Source organism: Streptomyces sp. NPDC002181 (assembly GCF_042890485.1).
GTDB lineage: Bacteria > Actinomycetota > Actinomycetes > Streptomycetales > Streptomycetaceae > Streptomyces.
This window is the reverse complement of record NZ_JBIASC010000001.1, coordinates 1-17,612: the sequence shown is the minus strand read 5'-3', so window position 1 is coordinate 17,612 and position 17,612 is coordinate 1. Positions and strand designations below refer to the sequence as shown.

Annotated in this window: 14 protein-coding genes; 10 read left to right on the top strand and 4 right to left on the bottom strand. The window is 70.4% G+C overall.

Annotated elements, in window-relative coordinates:
- Positions 1 to 57 precede the first annotated feature (57 nt).
- Entirely contained in the window at positions 58 to 369 is a 312-nt protein-coding gene (locus ACFYXV_RS00070; protein ID WP_383343478.1) for a WXG100 family type VII secretion target, read from the top strand.
- An 85-nt stretch (positions 370 to 454) separates the two neighbouring features.
- On the opposite strand, the gene ACFYXV_RS00065 is transcribed toward ACFYXV_RS00070, so the two are convergent.
- Positions 455 to 700, bottom strand: coding sequence for a DUF397 domain-containing protein (locus ACFYXV_RS00065; RefSeq protein WP_030161442.1), 246 nt, complete (start codon positions 698 to 700; stop codon positions 455 to 457).
- Between the two features lie 156 nt (positions 701 to 856).
- Positions 857 to 4,822, bottom strand: coding sequence for a type VII secretion protein EccCa (gene eccCa / locus ACFYXV_RS00060; RefSeq protein ID WP_385476652.1), 3,966 nt, complete (start codon positions 4,820 to 4,822; stop codon positions 857 to 859).
- 218 nt (positions 4,823 to 5,040) lie between these two features.
- On the opposite strand from eccCa, the gene eccD reads away from it, so the two are divergent.
- The 6 genes from eccD (at position 5,041) to ACFYXV_RS00030 (ending at position 12,234) form a co-directional block, all read left to right on the top strand.
- Positions 5,041 to 6,546 (top strand): type VII secretion integral membrane protein EccD, encoded by a 1,506-nt coding sequence (gene eccD / locus ACFYXV_RS00055; protein WP_385476649.1) that lies wholly within the window; start codon positions 5,041 to 5,043, stop codon positions 6,544 to 6,546.
- A gap of 173 nt (positions 6,547 to 6,719) precedes the next feature.
- Entirely contained in the window at positions 6,720 to 7,007 is a 288-nt protein-coding gene (gene rpsO / locus ACFYXV_RS00050) for a 30S ribosomal protein S15 (RefSeq protein ID WP_383351492.1), read from the top strand.
- A gap of 310 nt (positions 7,008 to 7,317) precedes the next feature.
- Positions 7,318 to 9,540, top strand: a complete 2,223-nt coding sequence (locus ACFYXV_RS00045; protein WP_030161432.1) for a polyribonucleotide nucleotidyltransferase — start codon at positions 7,318 to 7,320, stop codon at positions 9,538 to 9,540.
- Positions 9,537 to 10,916 carry a M16 family metallopeptidase gene (locus ACFYXV_RS00040; RefSeq protein WP_383351489.1) on the top strand — a complete coding sequence of 460 codons (1,380 nt, stop codon included), beginning with the start codon at positions 9,537 to 9,539 and terminating at the stop codon, positions 10,914 to 10,916. The genes ACFYXV_RS00045 and ACFYXV_RS00040 overlap by 4 nt, the downstream gene beginning before the upstream one ends.
- Before the next feature lie 75 nt (positions 10,917 to 10,991).
- Positions 10,992 to 11,747 (top strand): 4-hydroxy-tetrahydrodipicolinate reductase, encoded by a 756-nt coding sequence (gene dapB, locus ACFYXV_RS00035; protein WP_385476645.1) that lies wholly within the window; start codon positions 10,992 to 10,994, stop codon positions 11,745 to 11,747.
- A 19-nt stretch (positions 11,748 to 11,766) separates the two neighbouring features.
- Positions 11,767 to 12,234 (top strand): hypothetical protein, encoded by a 468-nt coding sequence (locus ACFYXV_RS00030; RefSeq protein ID WP_383351483.1) that lies wholly within the window; start codon positions 11,767 to 11,769, stop codon positions 12,232 to 12,234.
- A 107-nt stretch (positions 12,235 to 12,341) separates the two neighbouring features.
- Here the strand turns inward: ACFYXV_RS00030 and ACFYXV_RS00025 are convergent, their stop codons facing one another.
- Together ACFYXV_RS00025 and ACFYXV_RS00020 are read right to left on the bottom strand one after the other, a co-directional pair.
- Positions 12,342 to 12,908, bottom strand: a complete 567-nt coding sequence (locus tag ACFYXV_RS00025; protein ID WP_385476641.1) for a PH domain-containing protein — start codon at positions 12,906 to 12,908, stop codon at positions 12,342 to 12,344.
- Positions 12,909 to 12,955: 47 nt separating this feature from the next.
- On the bottom strand, positions 12,956 to 13,195 hold the full coding sequence (locus ACFYXV_RS00020; RefSeq protein WP_385476639.1) for a hypothetical protein: 240 nt from the start codon (positions 13,193 to 13,195) through the stop codon (positions 12,956 to 12,958).
- Between the two features lie 246 nt (positions 13,196 to 13,441).
- On the opposite strand from ACFYXV_RS00020, the gene thyX reads away from it, so the two are divergent.
- The 3 genes from thyX to ACFYXV_RS00005 all read left to right on the top strand — a co-directional run bounded on the left by thyX (position 13,442) and on the right by ACFYXV_RS00005 (position 17,149).
- A complete protein-coding gene (gene thyX, locus ACFYXV_RS00015) occupies positions 13,442 to 14,182 on the top strand; it encodes an FAD-dependent thymidylate synthase (RefSeq protein WP_359182060.1) in 741 nt (246 codons plus the stop codon).
- Between the two features lie 248 nt (positions 14,183 to 14,430).
- Positions 14,431 to 15,330: a 4-hydroxy-tetrahydrodipicolinate synthase gene (gene dapA, locus ACFYXV_RS00010; RefSeq protein WP_383351477.1), complete on the top strand. Its 900-nt coding sequence runs from the start codon at positions 14,431 to 14,433 to the stop codon at positions 15,328 to 15,330.
- Between the two features lie 133 nt (positions 15,331 to 15,463).
- Positions 15,464 to 17,149 (top strand): ribonuclease J, encoded by a 1,686-nt coding sequence (locus tag ACFYXV_RS00005; RefSeq protein ID WP_366100821.1) that lies wholly within the window; start codon positions 15,464 to 15,466, stop codon positions 17,147 to 17,149.
- Positions 17,150 to 17,612 lie beyond the last annotated feature (463 nt).

The following is a 17,612-nucleotide window of genomic DNA, read 5'->3' as shown; positions in this document are numbered from 1 at the left end:
CCCAGGTCCCTTCGGCGTCACGTCGTTCCCACTCAACTCAGCGTGAAGGAGTACAACATGTCCGGTCCCGACGGCGGGCACACCAAGGTCCGGTATGAGAGCGTCCAGGAGATGGCGAACCGCATCCGCGTCGTCTCGAAGAAGATCATGACGGACCTGGAGGAGATGGACCAGGCCCTCAAGGTCGTCACGGACACCTGGGACGGTGAGGCGCACCAGGCGTACGTCACCCTCCAGGGGAAGTACAAGGGCAAGGCCGACCACATGCACAAGCAGCTGGAGCAGGTCGCCAAGCTCATCGAGCAGGGCAAGGGCGACTACCGCGCCACCGACGTGAAGGCCTCGCGCCTGTTCACCGAGGCCTACTGAGCCCGGTCGGCCACATGCGAAGAGGGGCGCGCCCGGGCCGGGCGCGCCCCTCTTCGCCGTGTACGGGCTCAGCCGTGTACGGGACTCAGCGCGGGCCGCGGTCGAGGTCGAACTCCCCGTCCCTGGCCCCGAGTACGAAGGCCTCCCACTCGGCCGCCGTGTAGCGCAGGACGGTGTCCCGGTCGAGCGAGGACCGCATGGCCACCGCGCCCTCGGGCAGCCGCGCGATCTCGACCCGCTCCTCGTCGGGGCTGGACCCCGGAGGGCCCTCCCACTCCACGCCGCTGATGTCGAGCGCGTACAGCTCGTCCTTCTCCTGCTGAGTGCCCATGTGCGGCCTTTCCCTCGGCGGTGCGGTGCTCCCGCGGTCTTCCCACCCGATTATCGACGCTCCGGCCGCGGCCGGGGGAGCGTTTCCCGCCGATCACGCGGAAGCGGGGCCCGGTCCACCGGGCCCCGCTTCCGCGTCCGTGCTCGTCGCGCGCCCCTACACGTCCGCCAGGCGGCCCAGCTGGACCAGGGACGTGCCGCGCTTGCGCGAGGAGAAGTACGCGCGGCCCGGGGGCATCGGGCGCGGACGCACGTTGCCGATCAGGTCTCCCTCGGACGGGTCGCCCGACAGGACCACGCCCTGCGCGCCGAGCTCCTTGAAGCGCTGCATGAACGGCTCGTACATCGAACGCGAGGCGCCCGCCGAGTTGCGCGCGATGATGAAGCGGACACCCGTGTCCCGGGCGAAGGGCAGGTACTCCACCAGCGGGGCCAGCGGATTGCCCTGGCTGGTCGCCACCAGGTCGTAGTCGTCGATCACGATGAACACGTCCGGGCCCGTCCACCAGCTGCGGTCGCGCAGCTGCTGCGGAGTGACGTCCGGCGGCGGCTGGCGCCGGGAGAAGACCCCGCCCAGCGCCTCCATGTGCGTCTGCAGCGAGCTCGCCATCGGCGCGTACTCCAGCAGGTGCTCCTCCGGCAGCGACCCGAGCAGGCTGCGCCGGTAGTCGCCGACGACCAGGCGCGCCTGGTCCGGGGTGTACCGCTCCGCGATCTGCCGGCAGATCAGCCGCAGCAGGTTCGTCTTGCCGGACTCGCTCTCGCCGAACACCAGGAAGAACGGGTCGCTCTCGAAGTCGACGAAGACCGGCTCCAGGTCCGTCTCGTCGATGCCGATGGCCAGCCCGCGGCCGGGCTGGTCCCCGCCCCGGGGCAGCTGCTCCGCGTGCAGCAGCCGCGGCAGCAGCCGCACGCCGGGAGCCGGGGCCCCGGTCCAGTTCTGCTTCACCGCCGACACGAACGCGGCCGTCGCCTCCGACAGCTCCTCCGGATCGTGCGCCCCGTCGACCCGCGGCAGCGCGCCCAGGAAGTGCAGCTTCTCCGCGACCTGGCCGCGGCCCGGCATCCCCGTCGGCACGTTCGCCGCGACCTTGCGGTCGAACTCGGAGTCCATGACGTCGCCGAGGCGCAGCTCCAGCCGGTTCAGCATCTGGTCCTTGAGCGCGGCCCGCACCTCCATGTACCGCGCCGCCGTGATCACCACGTGGATGCCGTAGCCCAGACCCCGGGAGGCGATGTCCGTGACCACCGGCTCCAGGCCCTCGTACTCGGTCCGGAAGCCGCCCCAGCCGTCGATGACGAGGAACACGTCGCCCCACGCCTCGCCGGGCAGGTCGCCCGCCGCGCGCCGGCGCCGGTAGGTGCCGATCGAGTCGACGTTGTTCGCGCGGAAGAACTCCTCGCGGCGGTTGAGGATGCCCCCCACCTCCGCGACCGTGCGCCGCACCCGCTCCGGGTCCAGGCGCGAGGCGATCCCGCCCACGTGCGGCAGCTCGGCGATCGAGGACATGCTGCCGCCGCCGAAGTCGAGCCCGTAGAACTGCACCTCGCGCGGGGTGTGCGTCAGCGCGAACGAGGAGATCAGCGTGCGCATCAGCGTCGATTTGCCCGACTGCGGACCGCCGACCACCATCATGTGGCCCGCCGCACCCGAGAAGTCCCGGTACAGCACCTCGCGCCGCTGCTCGAACGGCTTGTCGATGAGGCCGAGCGGTACGACGAGCCCGCCGGGCCGCGTGTACCCCTCCGCGTGCAGCCCCCGCTCCGCCGAAGGCGCCAGCGCCGGCAGCAGCTGGTCCAGGGGCGGGGCCTGGTCGAGCGGCGGCAGCCACACCTGGTGCGCCGGCACCCCCTGGCCCTCCAGCCGGCCCACGATCACGTCGAGCACCGTGTCCGCGAGGGCGTCGTCCTCCCGCTGCGACTGCGCCGCCAGGTACGCCGGGTCCGGGGCCGCGTACACGACCGGCACCGGCGTGGCCGTGAACAGTGCGGGCCGCCGCTCCACCGGGAACAGCCCGACCGACAGGTCCGGACCTCCCGAGCGGTAGGTGCCCGAGACGTACGCCGCCTTGAAGCGCGTCATCTCGTCCGTACCGAACTTCAGGTAGCCCGAACCCGGCACCGAGGGCAGGTGGTACGCGTCCGGCACGCCGATCGCGGTCCGCGACTCCGCCGCCGAGAAGGTCCGCAGACCGATCCGGTACGACAGGTAGGTGTCCAGCCCGCGCAGCTTGCCCTCCTCCAGGCGCTGCGAGGCCAGCAGCAGGTGCACGCCCAGCGAACGGCCGATGCGGCCGATCTGGATGAACATGTCGATGAAGTCGGGCTTCGCGGTCAGCAGCTCGCTGAACTCGTCGATGACCAGGACCAGCGAGGCCAGCGGCTCCAGCGGGGCGCCCGCCGCGCGCGCCTTCTCGTAGTCGTGGATGTTCGCGTAGTTGCCCGCCGAGCGCAGCAGCTCCTGGCGGCGCTGCAGCTCGCCCCGGATCGAGTCGCCCATGCGGTCCACGAGGGTGAGGTCGTCCGCCAGGTTGGTGATGACCGCCGCCACGTGCGGCATCTGCCCCATGCCCGTGAAGGTCGCACCGCCCTTGAAGTCCGCGAGGACGAAGTTCAGCGTCTCCGAGGTGTGCGTGACCGCGAGTCCCAGCACCAGGGTGCGCAGCAGCTCCGACTTTCCGGAACCGGTCGCGCCCACGCACAGGCCGTGCGGGCCCATGCCCTCCTGCGCCGCCTCCTTCAGGTCCAGCATGACCGGCGCGCCGTCCTCGCCGACGCCGATCGGCACGCGCAGCCGCTCGCCGGCCGAGCGCGGACGCCAGGTCCGGGCCACGTCGATCGAGGCCGCGTCGCCCAGGTTCAGCAGGTCCGTGAAGTCCAGGTTGGCCAGCAGCGGTTCGTCGTCGTCCCCGCCGCCCGTGCGCAGCGGCGCCAGCTGGCGGGCGAGCGCCTCCGCGGCCGGCAGCGACAGCGTGTCCGGCACGCCCTCGTACGCGACCCCCGCTCCCGACTCCAGCCGCAGCCGGCCCGGCCGCACCACGACCGACAGCCCGCCGCGCGGCTCGTCCAGCTCACCCGCGACCACCTCGACGATGGTCACGCCCTGCAGCCCCTCGGCCGCGGCGAACGCCGAGTCCGGCGGCACCAGGCCGCCGCGCGAGTTGGCGTCCAGTACGACGACCAGGTGCGGCTGGTCCAGCACCGGGGACACGTCCCGGCTGAACCGCGGGCGCCCCTCCAGCCGGGGCGCCAGCAGCCCCTCCAGCTCGGTCAGGTCATCGCTGAACAGCCGCTTCGTACCGGCCCCGTCGACCTGCCCGGGCACCTGCGTGTGCGGCAGCCACTTCGTCCAGTCCCAGGACGGAACCGCCCCGGGCGCCGCCACCACGGCCACCACCAGGTCCTCGGGGGAGTGCAGCGTCGCCAGCTGCGCCACCAGCGCCCGCGCCGCCCCGCGCGCCGACTCCGGCTCGCCGGAGACCGTCACGTGGTAGAACGCCCGCAGCGACACCGCCACCGGCAGTCCGTCCAGCGAGGAGTGCACCTTCAGGAAGCGCTGCATCGCGCCCGCCGTGAGCGGCTCCAGCTCGTCCACCGGCGCCGTGTCCGGCGCCACCAGCGGGGTCGCCAGGCGCTGAGCGCCCAGCCCCAGCCGGGCCTGCCCGAAGTCCTCGTCGCCCACGCGCCGCTCCCACAGCCGCGAGCCCTCCGCCACCACCGACCACAACTGCTCCGGGGCCGGGTGCAGATACAGCTGCGCGTCGCGCTGCGCCCGGGCGGTCCTGCGGACCTGACGGCGGGTCTGCGCGAGGTACTTCAGGTAGTCCCGCCGGACATCGGCCATTTGCCCCTGCGTACCGCGCCGGTGGCGCACCAGCTGGGCCAGGACCATGCCCACCGTGGACACCAGCATCAGCACACCCATGATGCGCATGAAGGGCGCCGCACCCGGCATGAAGAAGAAGACGACCGACGAGCCCATGCCGAGCATCGGCAGGAGCTGCATCAGCATGCCCTCCTGCTGCCCGCGCGGAAGCTCCGGCGGAGCCTCCAGTCTCAGCTCGTCCGAAGGAACTTCGGGCGGCAAGGACCGCGGCGGGCGTTTGACGACGATCTGACTCACCGGAGCATCAATCCCTCGAAAACGGACGGGACGTCGCAACCGGCGCCCCCAAGTCCCGGGCGCGAAGGGGGTCTCCCCTGCGCGACGGTGATCCTACTTGCCGACAGTCACTCATACGCCCGGTAGGGTGGCCCGCGCAGTATGCGCATCCGCGAATCCACGGCGAATCCAAGGCACCGGTGCATGCACCCGCTTCGCCAACCAGGGGGGTCACACAGGTGAGTACGGCCGCAACGACGGGCTTCTGCAGGGTCACCGTCGTGGCTCCCGACAGCCGCATCGACGTCGCCCTCCCCGAGGACATCGCCGTCGCCGACGTCTACCCGGAACTGCTGCGCCTCACCGGCCAGACCCAGCCCGTCGGCGCCCCCACCGGCTTCCACCTGGTCCGCCGCGACGGCACCGTACTCGACGGCGCCCGCACCCTCGCGGCCCAGCAGGTGCTCGACGGCGAGGTGCTGAGCCTGCGCCCCTTCGCCGATTCGCTGCCGCCCGCCGTCTTCGACGACGTCTCCGACGCCGTCGCCTCCGCCGTCGTCCGCGACCGCCACCGCTGGAGCGACGACATGCTGCGGGGCGCGGGCCTGATCGGCGCCGCCCTGCTGCTCGTCCTGCTCGGCTTCGTCCTCTGGTACGCCGACCCGGTCCGCCACGACATGCACGGCCTGCCCGGCATCATCGCCGGCGCCGCGGGCGTGCTCCTGACCGCCGCCGCCGGCGTGCGCGCCCGGGTCTACCGCGACCGCGGCTCCGCCGTGGCCCTCGGCCTCGGCGCCCTCCCGCTCCTGCTGATCGCCGGCTCCGGCATCGTCGCCGCCGGCGCCGGCGAGGGACCCGGCAAGCTCCAGTTCCTCCTCGGCTGCGTCTGCGTCCTCGTCGCCTCCGTCGCCCTGGTCGCGCTCACCCCGAACGGGGACGCCCCCTTCGTCGCCGCCACCTTCCTCGCCGTCACCGGAACCCTGGCCACCTTCCTCGCCATCGTCACCGGCGCCTCCGCCACCGCGACCGCCGCCGTCTGCGCCCCCGTCGCCATCGGCCTCGTCGCCTTCCTGCCGGGCCTCTCCGCCCGCTTCGCCCGGCTGCCCATCGGGTACGCCGCCCCGCAGAGCGCCGTCGAGGACTACGAGACCCCCGACCGCTACGAGTCCGAGGCATACGCGGACGCCTCCGGCGGCGAGCAGCACGACCCGGGCGCCCCCCTCGACGCCGAGGCCATCGCCGCCCAGGCCCGCCGAGGCCACGAGATGCTGCTCGGCCTGGTCGGCGGCTGCGCCGCGGTCGCGGTCGGCTCCGCCGCCGTCCTCGGCTTCTCCGACAACACCTGGGGCCGGCTGCTCGCGCTCGCCACCGGGCTGGCCATGCTGCTGCGCGCCCGGCTCTTCCGCTACACCTCGCAGGTCGTGTGCACCCTGGTCGCCGGCCTGGCCGCCGTCGCCCTGCTGATCCTGGGCCTGGCCCTGCACCCGCCGGCCGACCTGGTGCGCGAGCTCGTCCAGTACCACGACCGCGGCGGCCTGGACCTCCGTACCATCTGGCTCTCCGCGGCCGTCGCCGCCGGCGCCGCCCTCCTCGCGGGAATTGCGCTTGTCATCCCCCGCAAGGGCCTGTCACCCTTCTGGGGACGGCTGCTCGACCTCACCGAGGCGGCAGTACTGCTCAGTCTTGTCCCGCTGGCCCTCGCCGTGCTGGACGTGTACGCCCGGGCCCGCTCTCTCACCAGCTGAGACGGGGGCCGGGCGGCAGCCTGGTACGCTGTGTGACGGCCGTTTGTGTACGCGCCCCCGGAGACCCTCTGGAGGCTGCGCTCAGCGGACCCCGCCTCCCGAGTTACGGAAGATCCCCAGAGAATTCGACCTGGGGCACTCGGTGGCCACGAAGACCTATACGAGGAGTACGCGTGTCGCTCGACGCCGCTACGAAGAAGCAGATCATCGCCGAGTTTGGTGCCAAGGAGGGCGACACCGGCTCCCCCGAGGTCCAGGTCGCGATGCTCTCCAAGCGCATCTCGGACCTGACCGAGCACCTCAAGACCCACAAGCACGACCACCACTCCCGTCGTGGTCTGCTGATCCTGGTCGGCCAGCGTCGCCGCCTGCTGCAGTACCTGGCCAAGAAGGACATCCAGCGCTTCCGTACGCTGGTCGAGCGCCTCGGCATCCGCCGCGGTGCGGCCGGCGTCAAGTAAAGACGCTGTGAAGGGAGCGGTTCCCACACCTCGGGGGCCGCTCCCTTTGCTGTACGTGCGCTCGCTCTACGTGCGGGACGTACCGGACGCTTTGTAGTCTGGACAACGTGCACGGCGAACCACGTGCACAACTGAAGAGGAGGAGCGCCCTCCCAGGCCGCCGGTCCTCGGTAGTGGTACCCGGAAAGCCCCACGGGCACCGAACCGGGTACTTCGATCGAAGACCGGCCCGCACGCAAGGAGCGCTTCTCCGCACCGTCCGCAGCCACACGGGCAGCGGACGGAGACGACGAAAATGGAGAAAACGCTAGTGGAGAACGAGACCCACTACGCCGAGGCCGTCATTGACAACGGTTCCTTCGGCACCCGCACCATCCGCTTCGAGACGGGCCGTCTGGCCCGCCAGGCCGCCGGCTCCGCCGTTGCCTACCTGGACGACGACACGATGGTGCTTTCCGCCACCACCGCGTCGAAGAAGCCCAAGGACCAGCTCGACTTCTTCCCCCTGACGGTGGACGTCGAGGAGCGCCAGTACGCGGCCGGCAAGATCCCCGGATCCTTCTTCCGCCGCGAGGGCCGCCCCTCCGAGGACGCGATCCTCACCTGCCGCCTGATCGACCGCCCGCTGCGCCCGTCCTTCAAGAAGGGCCTGCGCAACGAGATCCAGGTCGTCGCCACCGTCATGGCGCTCAACCCGGACCACCTGTACGACGTCATCGCGATCAACGCCGCGTCCGCGTCCACGCAGCTGGCCGGCCTGCCCTTCTCCGGCCCGATCGGCGGCGTCCGCGTCGCGCTGATCCGCGGCCAGTGGGTGGCCTTCCCGACGCACACCGAGCTTGAGGACGCCGTCTTCGACATGGTCGTCGCGGGCCGCGTCCTGGAGGACGGCGACGTCGCGATCATGATGGTCGAGGCCGAGGCCACCGAGAAGACCATCGCCCTGGTCAAGGGCGGCGCCGAGGCGCCGACCGAGGAGATCGTGGCCGCCGGCCTCGACGCCTCGAAGCCCTTCATCAAGGCCCTCTGCAAGGCCCAGGCGGACCTGGCGGCCAAGGCCGCCAAGCCCGAGGGCGAGTTCCCGGTCTTCCTGGACTACCAGGACGACGTGTACGAGGCCCTCGCGGCCGCCGTCAAGGGCGACCTCGCCCAGGCGCTGACCATCGCGGGCAAGCAGGACCGCGAGGCCGAGCTCGACCGCGTCAAGGACATCGCCGCCGAGAAGCTCCTCCCGGCCTTCGAGGGCCGCGAGAAGGAGATCTCCGCCGCCTACCGCAGCCTGACCAAGGCCCTGGTGCGCGAGCGCGTCATCAAGGACAAGGTCCGCATCGACGGCCGCGGGATCACGGACATCCGTACCCTCGCCGCCGAGGTCGAGGCCATCCCGCGCGTGCACGGCTCGGCGCTGTTCGAGCGTGGCGAGACCCAGATCCTGGGCGTCACCACCCTCAACATGCTCCGCATGGAGCAGCAGCTGGACACCCTCTCCCCGGTGACCCGCAAGCGCTACATGCACAACTACAACTTCCCGCCGTACTCCGTCGGTGAGACCGGCCGCGTGGGCTCGCCCAAGCGCCGCGAGATCGGCCACGGCGCGCTCGCCGAGCGCGCGATCGTGCCGGTCCTCCCGACCCGCGAGGAGTTCCCGTACGCGATCCGCCAGGTGTCCGAGGCCCTCGGCTCCAACGGTTCGACGTCCATGGGCTCGGTCTGCGCCTCCACCATGTCGCTGCTGAACGCCGGTGTGCCGCTCAAGGCCCCCGTCGCCGGCATCGCCATGGGTCTGATCTCCCAGGAGATCGACGGCAAGACCCACTACGTCGCCCTCACCGACATCCTCGGTGCGGAGGACGCCTTCGGCGACATGGACTTCAAGGTCGCCGGCACCAAGGAGTTCGTGACCGCGCTCCAGCTGGACACCAAGCTGGACGGCATCCCGGCCTCCGTCCTGGCCGCGGCCCTCAAGCAGGCCCGCGACGCCCGCCTCCACATCCTCGACGTGATGATGGAAGCGATCGACACGCCGGACGAGATGTCCCCGAACGCCCCGCGGATCATCACCGTCAAGATCCCGGTGGACAAGATCGGTGAGGTCATCGGCCCCAAGGGCAAGATGATCAACCAGATCCAGGAGGACACCGGCGCCGAGATCACGATCGAGGACGACGGCACCATCTACATCGGTGCCGCCGACGGCCCGGCCGCCGAGGCCGCCCGCGCCACGATCAACGGCATCGCCAACCCGACCATGCCGGAGGTCGGCGAGCGCTACCTGGGTACGGTCGTCAAGACCACCACCTTCGGTGCCTTCGTCTCCCTGCTCCCGGGCAAGGACGGCCTGCTGCACATCTCGCAGATCCGCAAGCTGGCCGGTGGCAAGCGCGTGGAGAACGTCGAGGACGTGCTCGCGGTCGGCACCAAGGTCCAGGTGGAGATCGCCGAGATCGACCAGCGCGGCAAGCTCTCCCTGATCCCCGTGATCGACGGCGAGGCCGCCGGTGACGACGCTGACAAGGACGACTCCGACAAGTGACGTCGCGTAGTTCCCGTGTGACGGCCCGCCCCTCTTCGGAGGGGCGGGCCGTCGCCCGTACCCAAACCCTCCTCAAGGGGCAGAACGGCATCGGCACCGTCCGGCGCACCGTCCTCCCCGGCGGACTGCGCATCGTCACGGAGACGCTGCCCTCGGTCCGCTCCGCCACCTTCGGCATCTGGGCGCACGTGGGCTCCCGGGACGAGACGCCCACGCTCAACGGTGCCACGCACTACCTGGAACACCTCCTCTTCAAGGGCACCCACAAGCGCAGCGCCCTCGACATCTCCTCCGCGATCGACGCGGTCGGCGGCGAGATGAACGCCTTCACGGCGAAGGAGTACACCTGCTACTACGCGCGGGTGCTCGACACCGACCTGCCGCTGGCGATCGACGTCGTCTGCGACATGCTCACCGGCTCGCTCATCCGCGAGGAGGACGTCGACGCCGAGCGCGGGGTCATCCTCGAAGAGATCGCGATGACCGAGGACGACCCGGGCGACTGCGTGCACGACCTGTTCGCGCAGACCATGTACGGGGACACCCCGCTCGGCCGCCCGGTCCTCGGCACCGTCGACACGATCAACGCCCTCGGCGCCGACCGGATCCGCCGCTTCTACAAGAAGCACTACGACCCCCGGCACCTGGTCGTGGCCGCGGCCGGCAACGTCGACCACAACAAGGTCGTACGCCAGGTCCGCGCGGCCTTCGAGAAGGCCGGCTCCCTCGGGAACACCGACGCCGAGCCGATCGGCCCGCGCACCGGCACCAAGCGGATCCGCACCTCCGGCCGGGTCGAGCTGATCGACCGCAAGACCGAGCAGGCCCACGTGGTCCTCGGCATGCCCGGCCTCGCCCGCACCGACGAGCGCCGCTGGGCGCTCGGCGTGCTGAACACCGCCCTCGGCGGAGGCATGTCCTCCCGCCTCTTCCAGGAGGTCCGCGAGAAGCGCGGCCTGGCCTACAGCGTGTACTCGTACACCTCGGGCTTCGCCGACACCGGGCTCTTCGGCGTGTACGCGGGCTGCCGCCCCAACCAGGTCCACGACGTCCTGCGGATCTGCCGCGGCGAGCTCGACAAGGTCGTCTCCGAGGGGCTCACCGACGAGGAGATCAAGCGGGCCATCGGCCAGCTGTCCGGCTCCACCGTCCTCGGCCTGGAGGACACCGGCGCGATCATGAACCGCATCGGCAAGAGCGAGCTCTGCTGGGGCGACCAGATGTCCGTCGACGACATGCTGGCCAAGATCGCGTCCGTCACCCCGGACGACGTACGCGCCGTCGCCGCCGACGTACTGGCCCAGCGGCCGTCGCTCGCGGTGATCGGCCCGCTCAAGGAGAAGCAGGCCGCCCGCCTCGGCGAAGCGGTGGCCTGAGACCCTGACACCCCGGGGCCGGGCACAGGCCGCCGCCGGCCGGTGCCCGGCCCGTACGACAGGAAGCGAAGAAGCATGAGCAGCAAGCTGCGGGTAGCGGTTCTCGGAGCCCGGGGGCGCATCGGCTCCGAAGCGGTCAAGGCCGTCGAGGCCGCCGAGGACATGGAGCTGGTCGCCGCCCTCGGGCGCGGCGACAAACTGGAGACGCTGGTCGAGGCCGGCGCCCAGGTCGCGGTCGAGCTGACCACCCCCGCGTCGGTCATGGAGAACCTCGACTTCCTCATCGGCCACGGCATCCACGCGGTCGTCGGCACCACCGGCTGGAACGAGGAGCGCCTCGGCCGGCTGGACACCTGGCTGGCCGGCTCCCCGCAGACCGGTGTGCTCATCGCCCCGAACTTCTCCATCGGCGCCGTCCTGACGATGAAGTTCGCCGCCCAGGCCGCCCGCTACTTCGAGTCCGTCGAGGTCGTCGAGCTCCACCACCCCCGCAAGGTCGACGCCCCCTCCGGCACCGCCACCCGCACGGCGCAGCTCATCGCGGCCGCCCGCGCCGAGGCCGGCTGCGCCCCGCAGCCCGATGCCACCGCCACCGCCCTCGACGGGGCGCGCGGCGCGAACGTCGACGGGGTCCCGGTGCACGCGATCCGCCTGCGCGGCCTGCTGGCCCACCAGGAGGTGCTCCTCGGCGGTGAGGGCGAGACCCTGACCATCCGTCACGACTCCCTGCACCACAGCAGCTTCATGCCGGGCATCCTGCTCGGCGCGCGGCGCGTCGTGCAGCACCCGGGCCTCACGTTCGGCCTGGAAAACTTCCTCGACCTCGGCTGATGAGCAGGCAGTAGTACCCATGCGCGCGAAGATCACTTACTTCCTCACGGCCGCCGTCCTGGTCGTCTACTTCGTCCTGGCCGGCAGCCGGGGCGTCCTGCTGATCCGGCAGGGCACCCCACTGACCGTGGTCTTCGGCGCCGCGGTGCTGATCCTGCCGGTCATCGGCGTCTGGTTCCTCTGGAAGAACACCCAGTTCGTGACCCGGGCGAACCAGCTCGCGACCGAGCTGGAGGCCGAGGGCGGACTGCCCGTCGACGAGCTGGAGCGGGACCAGTACGGCCGGATCCTGCGCGACTCCGCCGACGAGGTCTTCGCGCGCCGCAAGGCCGAGACGGAGGACGCGCCCGGGGACTGGCGCAGCTGGTTCCGCCTCGCCGTGGCCTACCACGACGCCCGCGACACCCCGCGGGCCCGCAAGGCCATGCAGCGCGCCATCGCCCTGCACGGCGGGCCGCGCCGCCAGGCCGCAGGCCAGGGCTCGTGAGCCCCGCAGAGGGCCCGTAGACGACGGAAGCCCGCAGAAACCCCGGAAGCCCGTACAGGCCGCGTGAGCGGATCCCGTACGGGCTTCCGGGGCATGGGGCGTCGGTGTCAGGCGGGCACGGCCCGGTACTCCTCGGCCCAGGCCTCGACCGTGTCGGCGGCCCGGTCGAAGGCCTCGCCGCGCGAGAGGAAATCGGCGTTGTGGTCGGTCAGCAGCACCGGCAGCTCGGCGCCGCCGCGCCCGGCCGCCGTCAGGGCCTGGCCCTGGACGGTCCGCGGCAGTCCCAGCCAGCGCACGGGCTGCTGGACCGTGCGGACCTCGGTGATCTCGTCCCAGGCGATCGAGTGGGTCCGGAAGAAGGACACCCGGCGCAGACCCGAAGGGCTCACCCAGATGCCGGTCCGCAGGATCCGCAGCGCCGAACCGATCACGCAGAGCGCGGCGGCCAGGCAGACGAGGGCTCCGGCCCAGGTGCCCGCGAACGCGATGATCATCGTGGCGAACAGCATGAACGCGGCCAGCAGGAGCAGCACGGCGGCGCCGGCCACCCGCCAGGGCCCGGGCCGGTACGGACGGCGCCAGCGGTCGGGATCGGCGTGGGCGAGGACCTCGTCGCCGTCACCGTCTTCGTGCGCGTCCAACGCGCGGTCGGCCGTCAAGAAGGGCAGGGGCACGGCTGTACCTCACTCACATGCACGTTCGGTTGGGCTTGACCGTGAGGCTACCGCCCCTCGGAGGCCTGCGACTGCTGCGACTTGGCGGGCGCCTGCTGGGGCTGGAGTGCCGGCATGCCGAAGAGCAGGGCGCCGACGAGCCCGGCCACCACGGTCAGCCCGACCAGACTACGGGCGGCCATCTGGGCCGCGCCCAGACGCTCGCGCGGCGGCGGAGTGACATTGCTGCGGAAGCGGTCGGCCTCGGCGACGAAGGCGAACGGGACGGGCTCGCTCCGGCGAAACATAGAGCGACTCTCCTCACGGTCAGGGCCCGGGGGCGGCGGTGACGGGTACGTGTGTCGTGTACTGGGAAAGACGTACGAACCGCCCAATCGGTGCCTGAATTCGGGACATTAACCAAATTTTATGGCTGGGTGTCAGCTGAAGGGGTGAGCGATCCGCCGCCCGTGACGGTGGCAGAGCTGCGCGGGGAGCCGCGGGCCGCGCCGTAGAGTGGGCGCGCCCCAAGAGATCGTTCGGAAGGACCCCCGGTGAGCGAGAACGCCGCTTCAGACCTGAAACCCAGCTTCCGCAGTGATGTGACGGTGGAGCTGGTGAAGCACTCCGCCGCCGACTCCGACGTGCTGTGGGCCGCCCGTGTCTCCACGGCCGGCGAGCAGTCCCTCGAAGAGCTCCGTAAGGACCCGGAGCGCTCCAAGGGCCTCATCAACTACCTGATGCGCGACCGCCACGGCAGCCCGTTCGAGCACAACTCGATGACCTTCTTCATCAGCGCCCCGATCTTCGTCTTCCGCGAGTTCATGCGGCACCGCGTCGGCTGGTCGTACAACGAGGAATCGGGCCGCTACAGGGAGCTGGAGCCGGTCTTCTACGTCCCGGACGCCGAGCGCAAGCTGGTCCAGGAGGGCCGCCCGGGCAAGTACGTCTTCGTCGAGGGCACCGCGGCCCAGCAGGAACTCACGGGCCGGGTCATGGAGGACTCGTACCGTCAGGCCTACGAGGCCTACCAGGAGATGCTCGCGGCGGGCGTGGCCCGCGAGGTTGCCCGTTCGGTCCTGCCGGTCGGACTTTTCTCCTCGATGTACGCCACCTGCAACGCGCGCTCGCTCATGCACTTCCTCGGCCTGCGCACGCAGCACGAGCTCGCGACCACCCCGTCCTTCCCGCAGCGGGAGATCGAGATGGTCGGCGAGAAGATGGAGCGGCACTGGGCCTCGCTCATGCCGCTCACCTACGCCGCCTACAACGCCAACGGCAGGGTCGCCCCGTAAGGGACGGTACGTCCCGATGGGGACGGATGAGCCCCTGGTGTACAGATGTGCGGAGTCAAGTCCGAAGTGTCCGTATTGCCACGTTTCGTAAAGTTCATCTAGGCTGATCAAACGGACCCGGCACTGCTTGAACCCCCGAGCAGGCAGTGCCGGGATCCAACAACCCTCCCGGTCCGTGCCGGGAGCCACACCCTCTTGACGTCCCCCGAGGGGACAACGTGCGCGTGGCAGCGAGTAGCGTGTTACCCATGGCTCCGATCTCGACTCCGCAGACCCCCTTCGGGCGGGTCCTCACCGCCATGATCACGCCGTTCACGGCGGATGGCGCACTCGACCTCGACGGCGCGCAGCGGCTCGCCGTCCACCTGGTGGACGCAGGCAACGACGGCCTGATCGTCAACGGGACCACCGGCGAGTCCCCGACCACCACCGACGCGGAGAAAAACGACCTCGTACGAGCCGTCCTGGAAGCCGTCGGCGACCGGGCCCACGTCGTCGCCGGCATCGGCACCAACGACACCCGCCACACCCTGGAGCTCGCCCGCGAGGCCGAGCGCACCGGCGCCCACGGCCTGCTCGCGGTGACCCCGTACTACAGCAAGCCGCCGCAGGAGGGCCTCTACCGGCACTTCACGGCGATCGCCGACGCCACCGGGCTCCCGGTGATGCTCTACGACATCCCCGGCCGCAGCGGCGTCCCGATCAACACCGAAACCCTGGTGAGGCTCGCCGAGCACCCCCGGATCGTGGCCAACAAGGACGCCAAGGGCGACCTCGGCCGCGCCAGCTGGGCCATCGCCCAGAGCGGACTCGCCTGGTACTCGGGCGATGACATGCTGAACCTGCCGCTGCTGTCCGTCGGCGCCGTCGGCTTCGTCTCCGTGGTCGGCCACGTGGTCACCCCCGAGCTCCGCGCGATGCTCGAAGCCCACCTGGGCGGCGACGTCCAGAAGGCCACCGAGATCCACCAGAAGCTGCTGCCCGTCTTCACCGGCATGTTCCGTACGCAGGGCGTGATCACCACCAAGGGCGCCCTGAACCTCCAGGGCCTGCCCGCGGGCCCGCTCCGCCTCCCCCTGGTCGACCTGACGGCCGAAGAGACGGCCCAGCTCAAGCTCGATCTCGCCGCCGGCGGGGTACAGCTCTGACAACAGACTTCACAACTGAATAAGCAAGACGAACACAACAGACGAATGCACGTGCACGAATGACATGCACGAATGACATGCACGCCACGCGCCTTACGACGAGGTGCCTGGCGTGTGTGGTGAGGAGATACTTTTGAGCCATCCGCACCCTGAACTCGGCCCGCCGCCGAAGCTGCCGAAGGGCGGCCTCCGGGTCACCCCGCTGGGCGGTCTCGGCGAGATCGGCCGCAACATGACCGTCTTCGAGTTCGACGGCCGCCTGCTGATCGTCGACTGCGGCGTTCTCTTCCCCGAGGAGGAGCAGCCGGGCATCGACCTGATCCTGCCGGACTTCTCGTCCATCCGGGACCGGCTCGACGACGTCGAGGGCATCGTCCTCACGCACGGCCACGAGGACCACATCGGCGCCGTCCCCTACCTCCTCCGGGAGAAGCCGGACATCCCGCTGATCGGCTCCAAGCTGACGCTGGCCCTCATCGAGGCCAAGCTCCAGGAGCACCGCATCCGCCCCTACACCCTTGAGGTGAAGGAAGGCGAGCGCGAGAACCTCGGCCCCTTCGACTGCGAGTTCATCGCGGTCAACCACTCCATCCCGGACGCCCTCGCGGTGGCCATCCGCACCGGCGCGGGCATGGTCGTGTGCACCGGCGACTTCAAGATGGACCAGCTCCCGCTGGACAACCGTCTGACCGACCTCCACGCCTTCGCGCGTCTGAGCGAGGAGGGCATCGACCTCCTCCTCTCCGACTCGACGAACGCCGAGGTCCCGGGCTTCGTCCCGCCGGAGCGCGACATCTCCAACGCCATCCGCGGCGTCTTCGCGAGCGCGCAGAAGCGGATCATCGTGGCCTCCTTCGCGAGCCACGTCCACCGCATCCAGCAGATCCTCGACGCCGCCCACGAGTACGGCCGCCGGGTCGCCTTCGTCGGCCGCTCGATGGTCCGCAACATGGGCATCGCCCGTGACCTGGGCTACCTGCGCGTCCCGGCCGGCCTCGTCGTCGACGTCAAGACCCTCGACGACCTGCCGGACGACGAGGTCGTGCTGGTCTGTACGGGTTCCCAGGGCGAGCCGATGGCGGCCCTGTCCCGCATGGCCAACCGCGACCACCAGATCCGGATCGTCCCCGGCGACACCGTGATCCTCGCGTCGTCGCTGATCCCGGGCAACGAGAACGCGGTCTACCGCGTGATCAACGGCCTGACCCGCTGGGGCGCCAACGTCGTGCACAAGGGCAACGCCAAGGTGCACGTCTCCGGCCACGCCTCCGCCGGCGAGCTGCTGTACTTCTACAACATCTGCAAGCCGCGGAACCTCATGCCGGTCCACGGCGAATGGCGCCACCTGCGCGCCAACGCCGAGCTCGGCGCCATGACGGGCGTCCCGAAGGACCGCATCGTCATCGCCGAGGACGGCGTGGTCGTCGACCTGATCGACGGCAAGGCCCGGATCTCCGGCAAGGTCCAGGCGGGGTACGTGTACGTGGACGGCCTGTCGGTCGGCGACGTCACCGAGTCCTCGCTGAAGGACCGCCGGATCCTCGGCGAAGAGGGCATCATCTCGGTCTACGTCGTGGTGGACAGCACCACCGGCAAGGTCGTCAGCGGCCCGAACATCCAGGCCCGCGGCTCCGGCATCGAGGACTCGGCGTTCGCGTCGGTCCTGCCGAAGATCGAGGAAGCCATCGCCCGCGCCGCCGCCGACGGCGTCGCCGAGCCGCACCAGATCCAGCAGCTCATCCGCCGGACCATGGGCAAGTGGGTCTCGGACGGCTACCGCCGCCGCCCGATGATCCTCCCGGTCGTCGTCGAGGTCTGAGCCTCGCCGTAGCGCCGTCACCGGAGCGGGGCAACCGGATTTGCATCCGGGGGCCCCGCTCCAGTACGTTTACGTCTCCACCTCGCACAACACCCGGGCGCACACGTGTGCCCGTACGTGTCATGCGCGAGCGGGTGGGATTCGAGACCAGGGAAACCTGATAAAGTCTGATCCACCCGAAAGGGAAAGGCCTTCCAACGGCCACCGAATTCAATTCCACTCCGGAAACGGAGCGGAAAGAATCTGGTAAGGTTGGAACCGCCGGAAAGGGAAAGCGCGAAAGCGAAGAACCTGGAAAGCAAGCGAGACTGACTCTGATAGAGTCGGAAACGCAAGAACGAAGAACGAAAGCCCGGAGGAAAGCCCGAGAGGGTGAGTACAAAGGAAGCGTCCGTTCCTTGAGAACTCAACAGCGTGCCAAAAATCAACGCCAGAAGTTGATACCCCGTCCACTTCGGTGGAT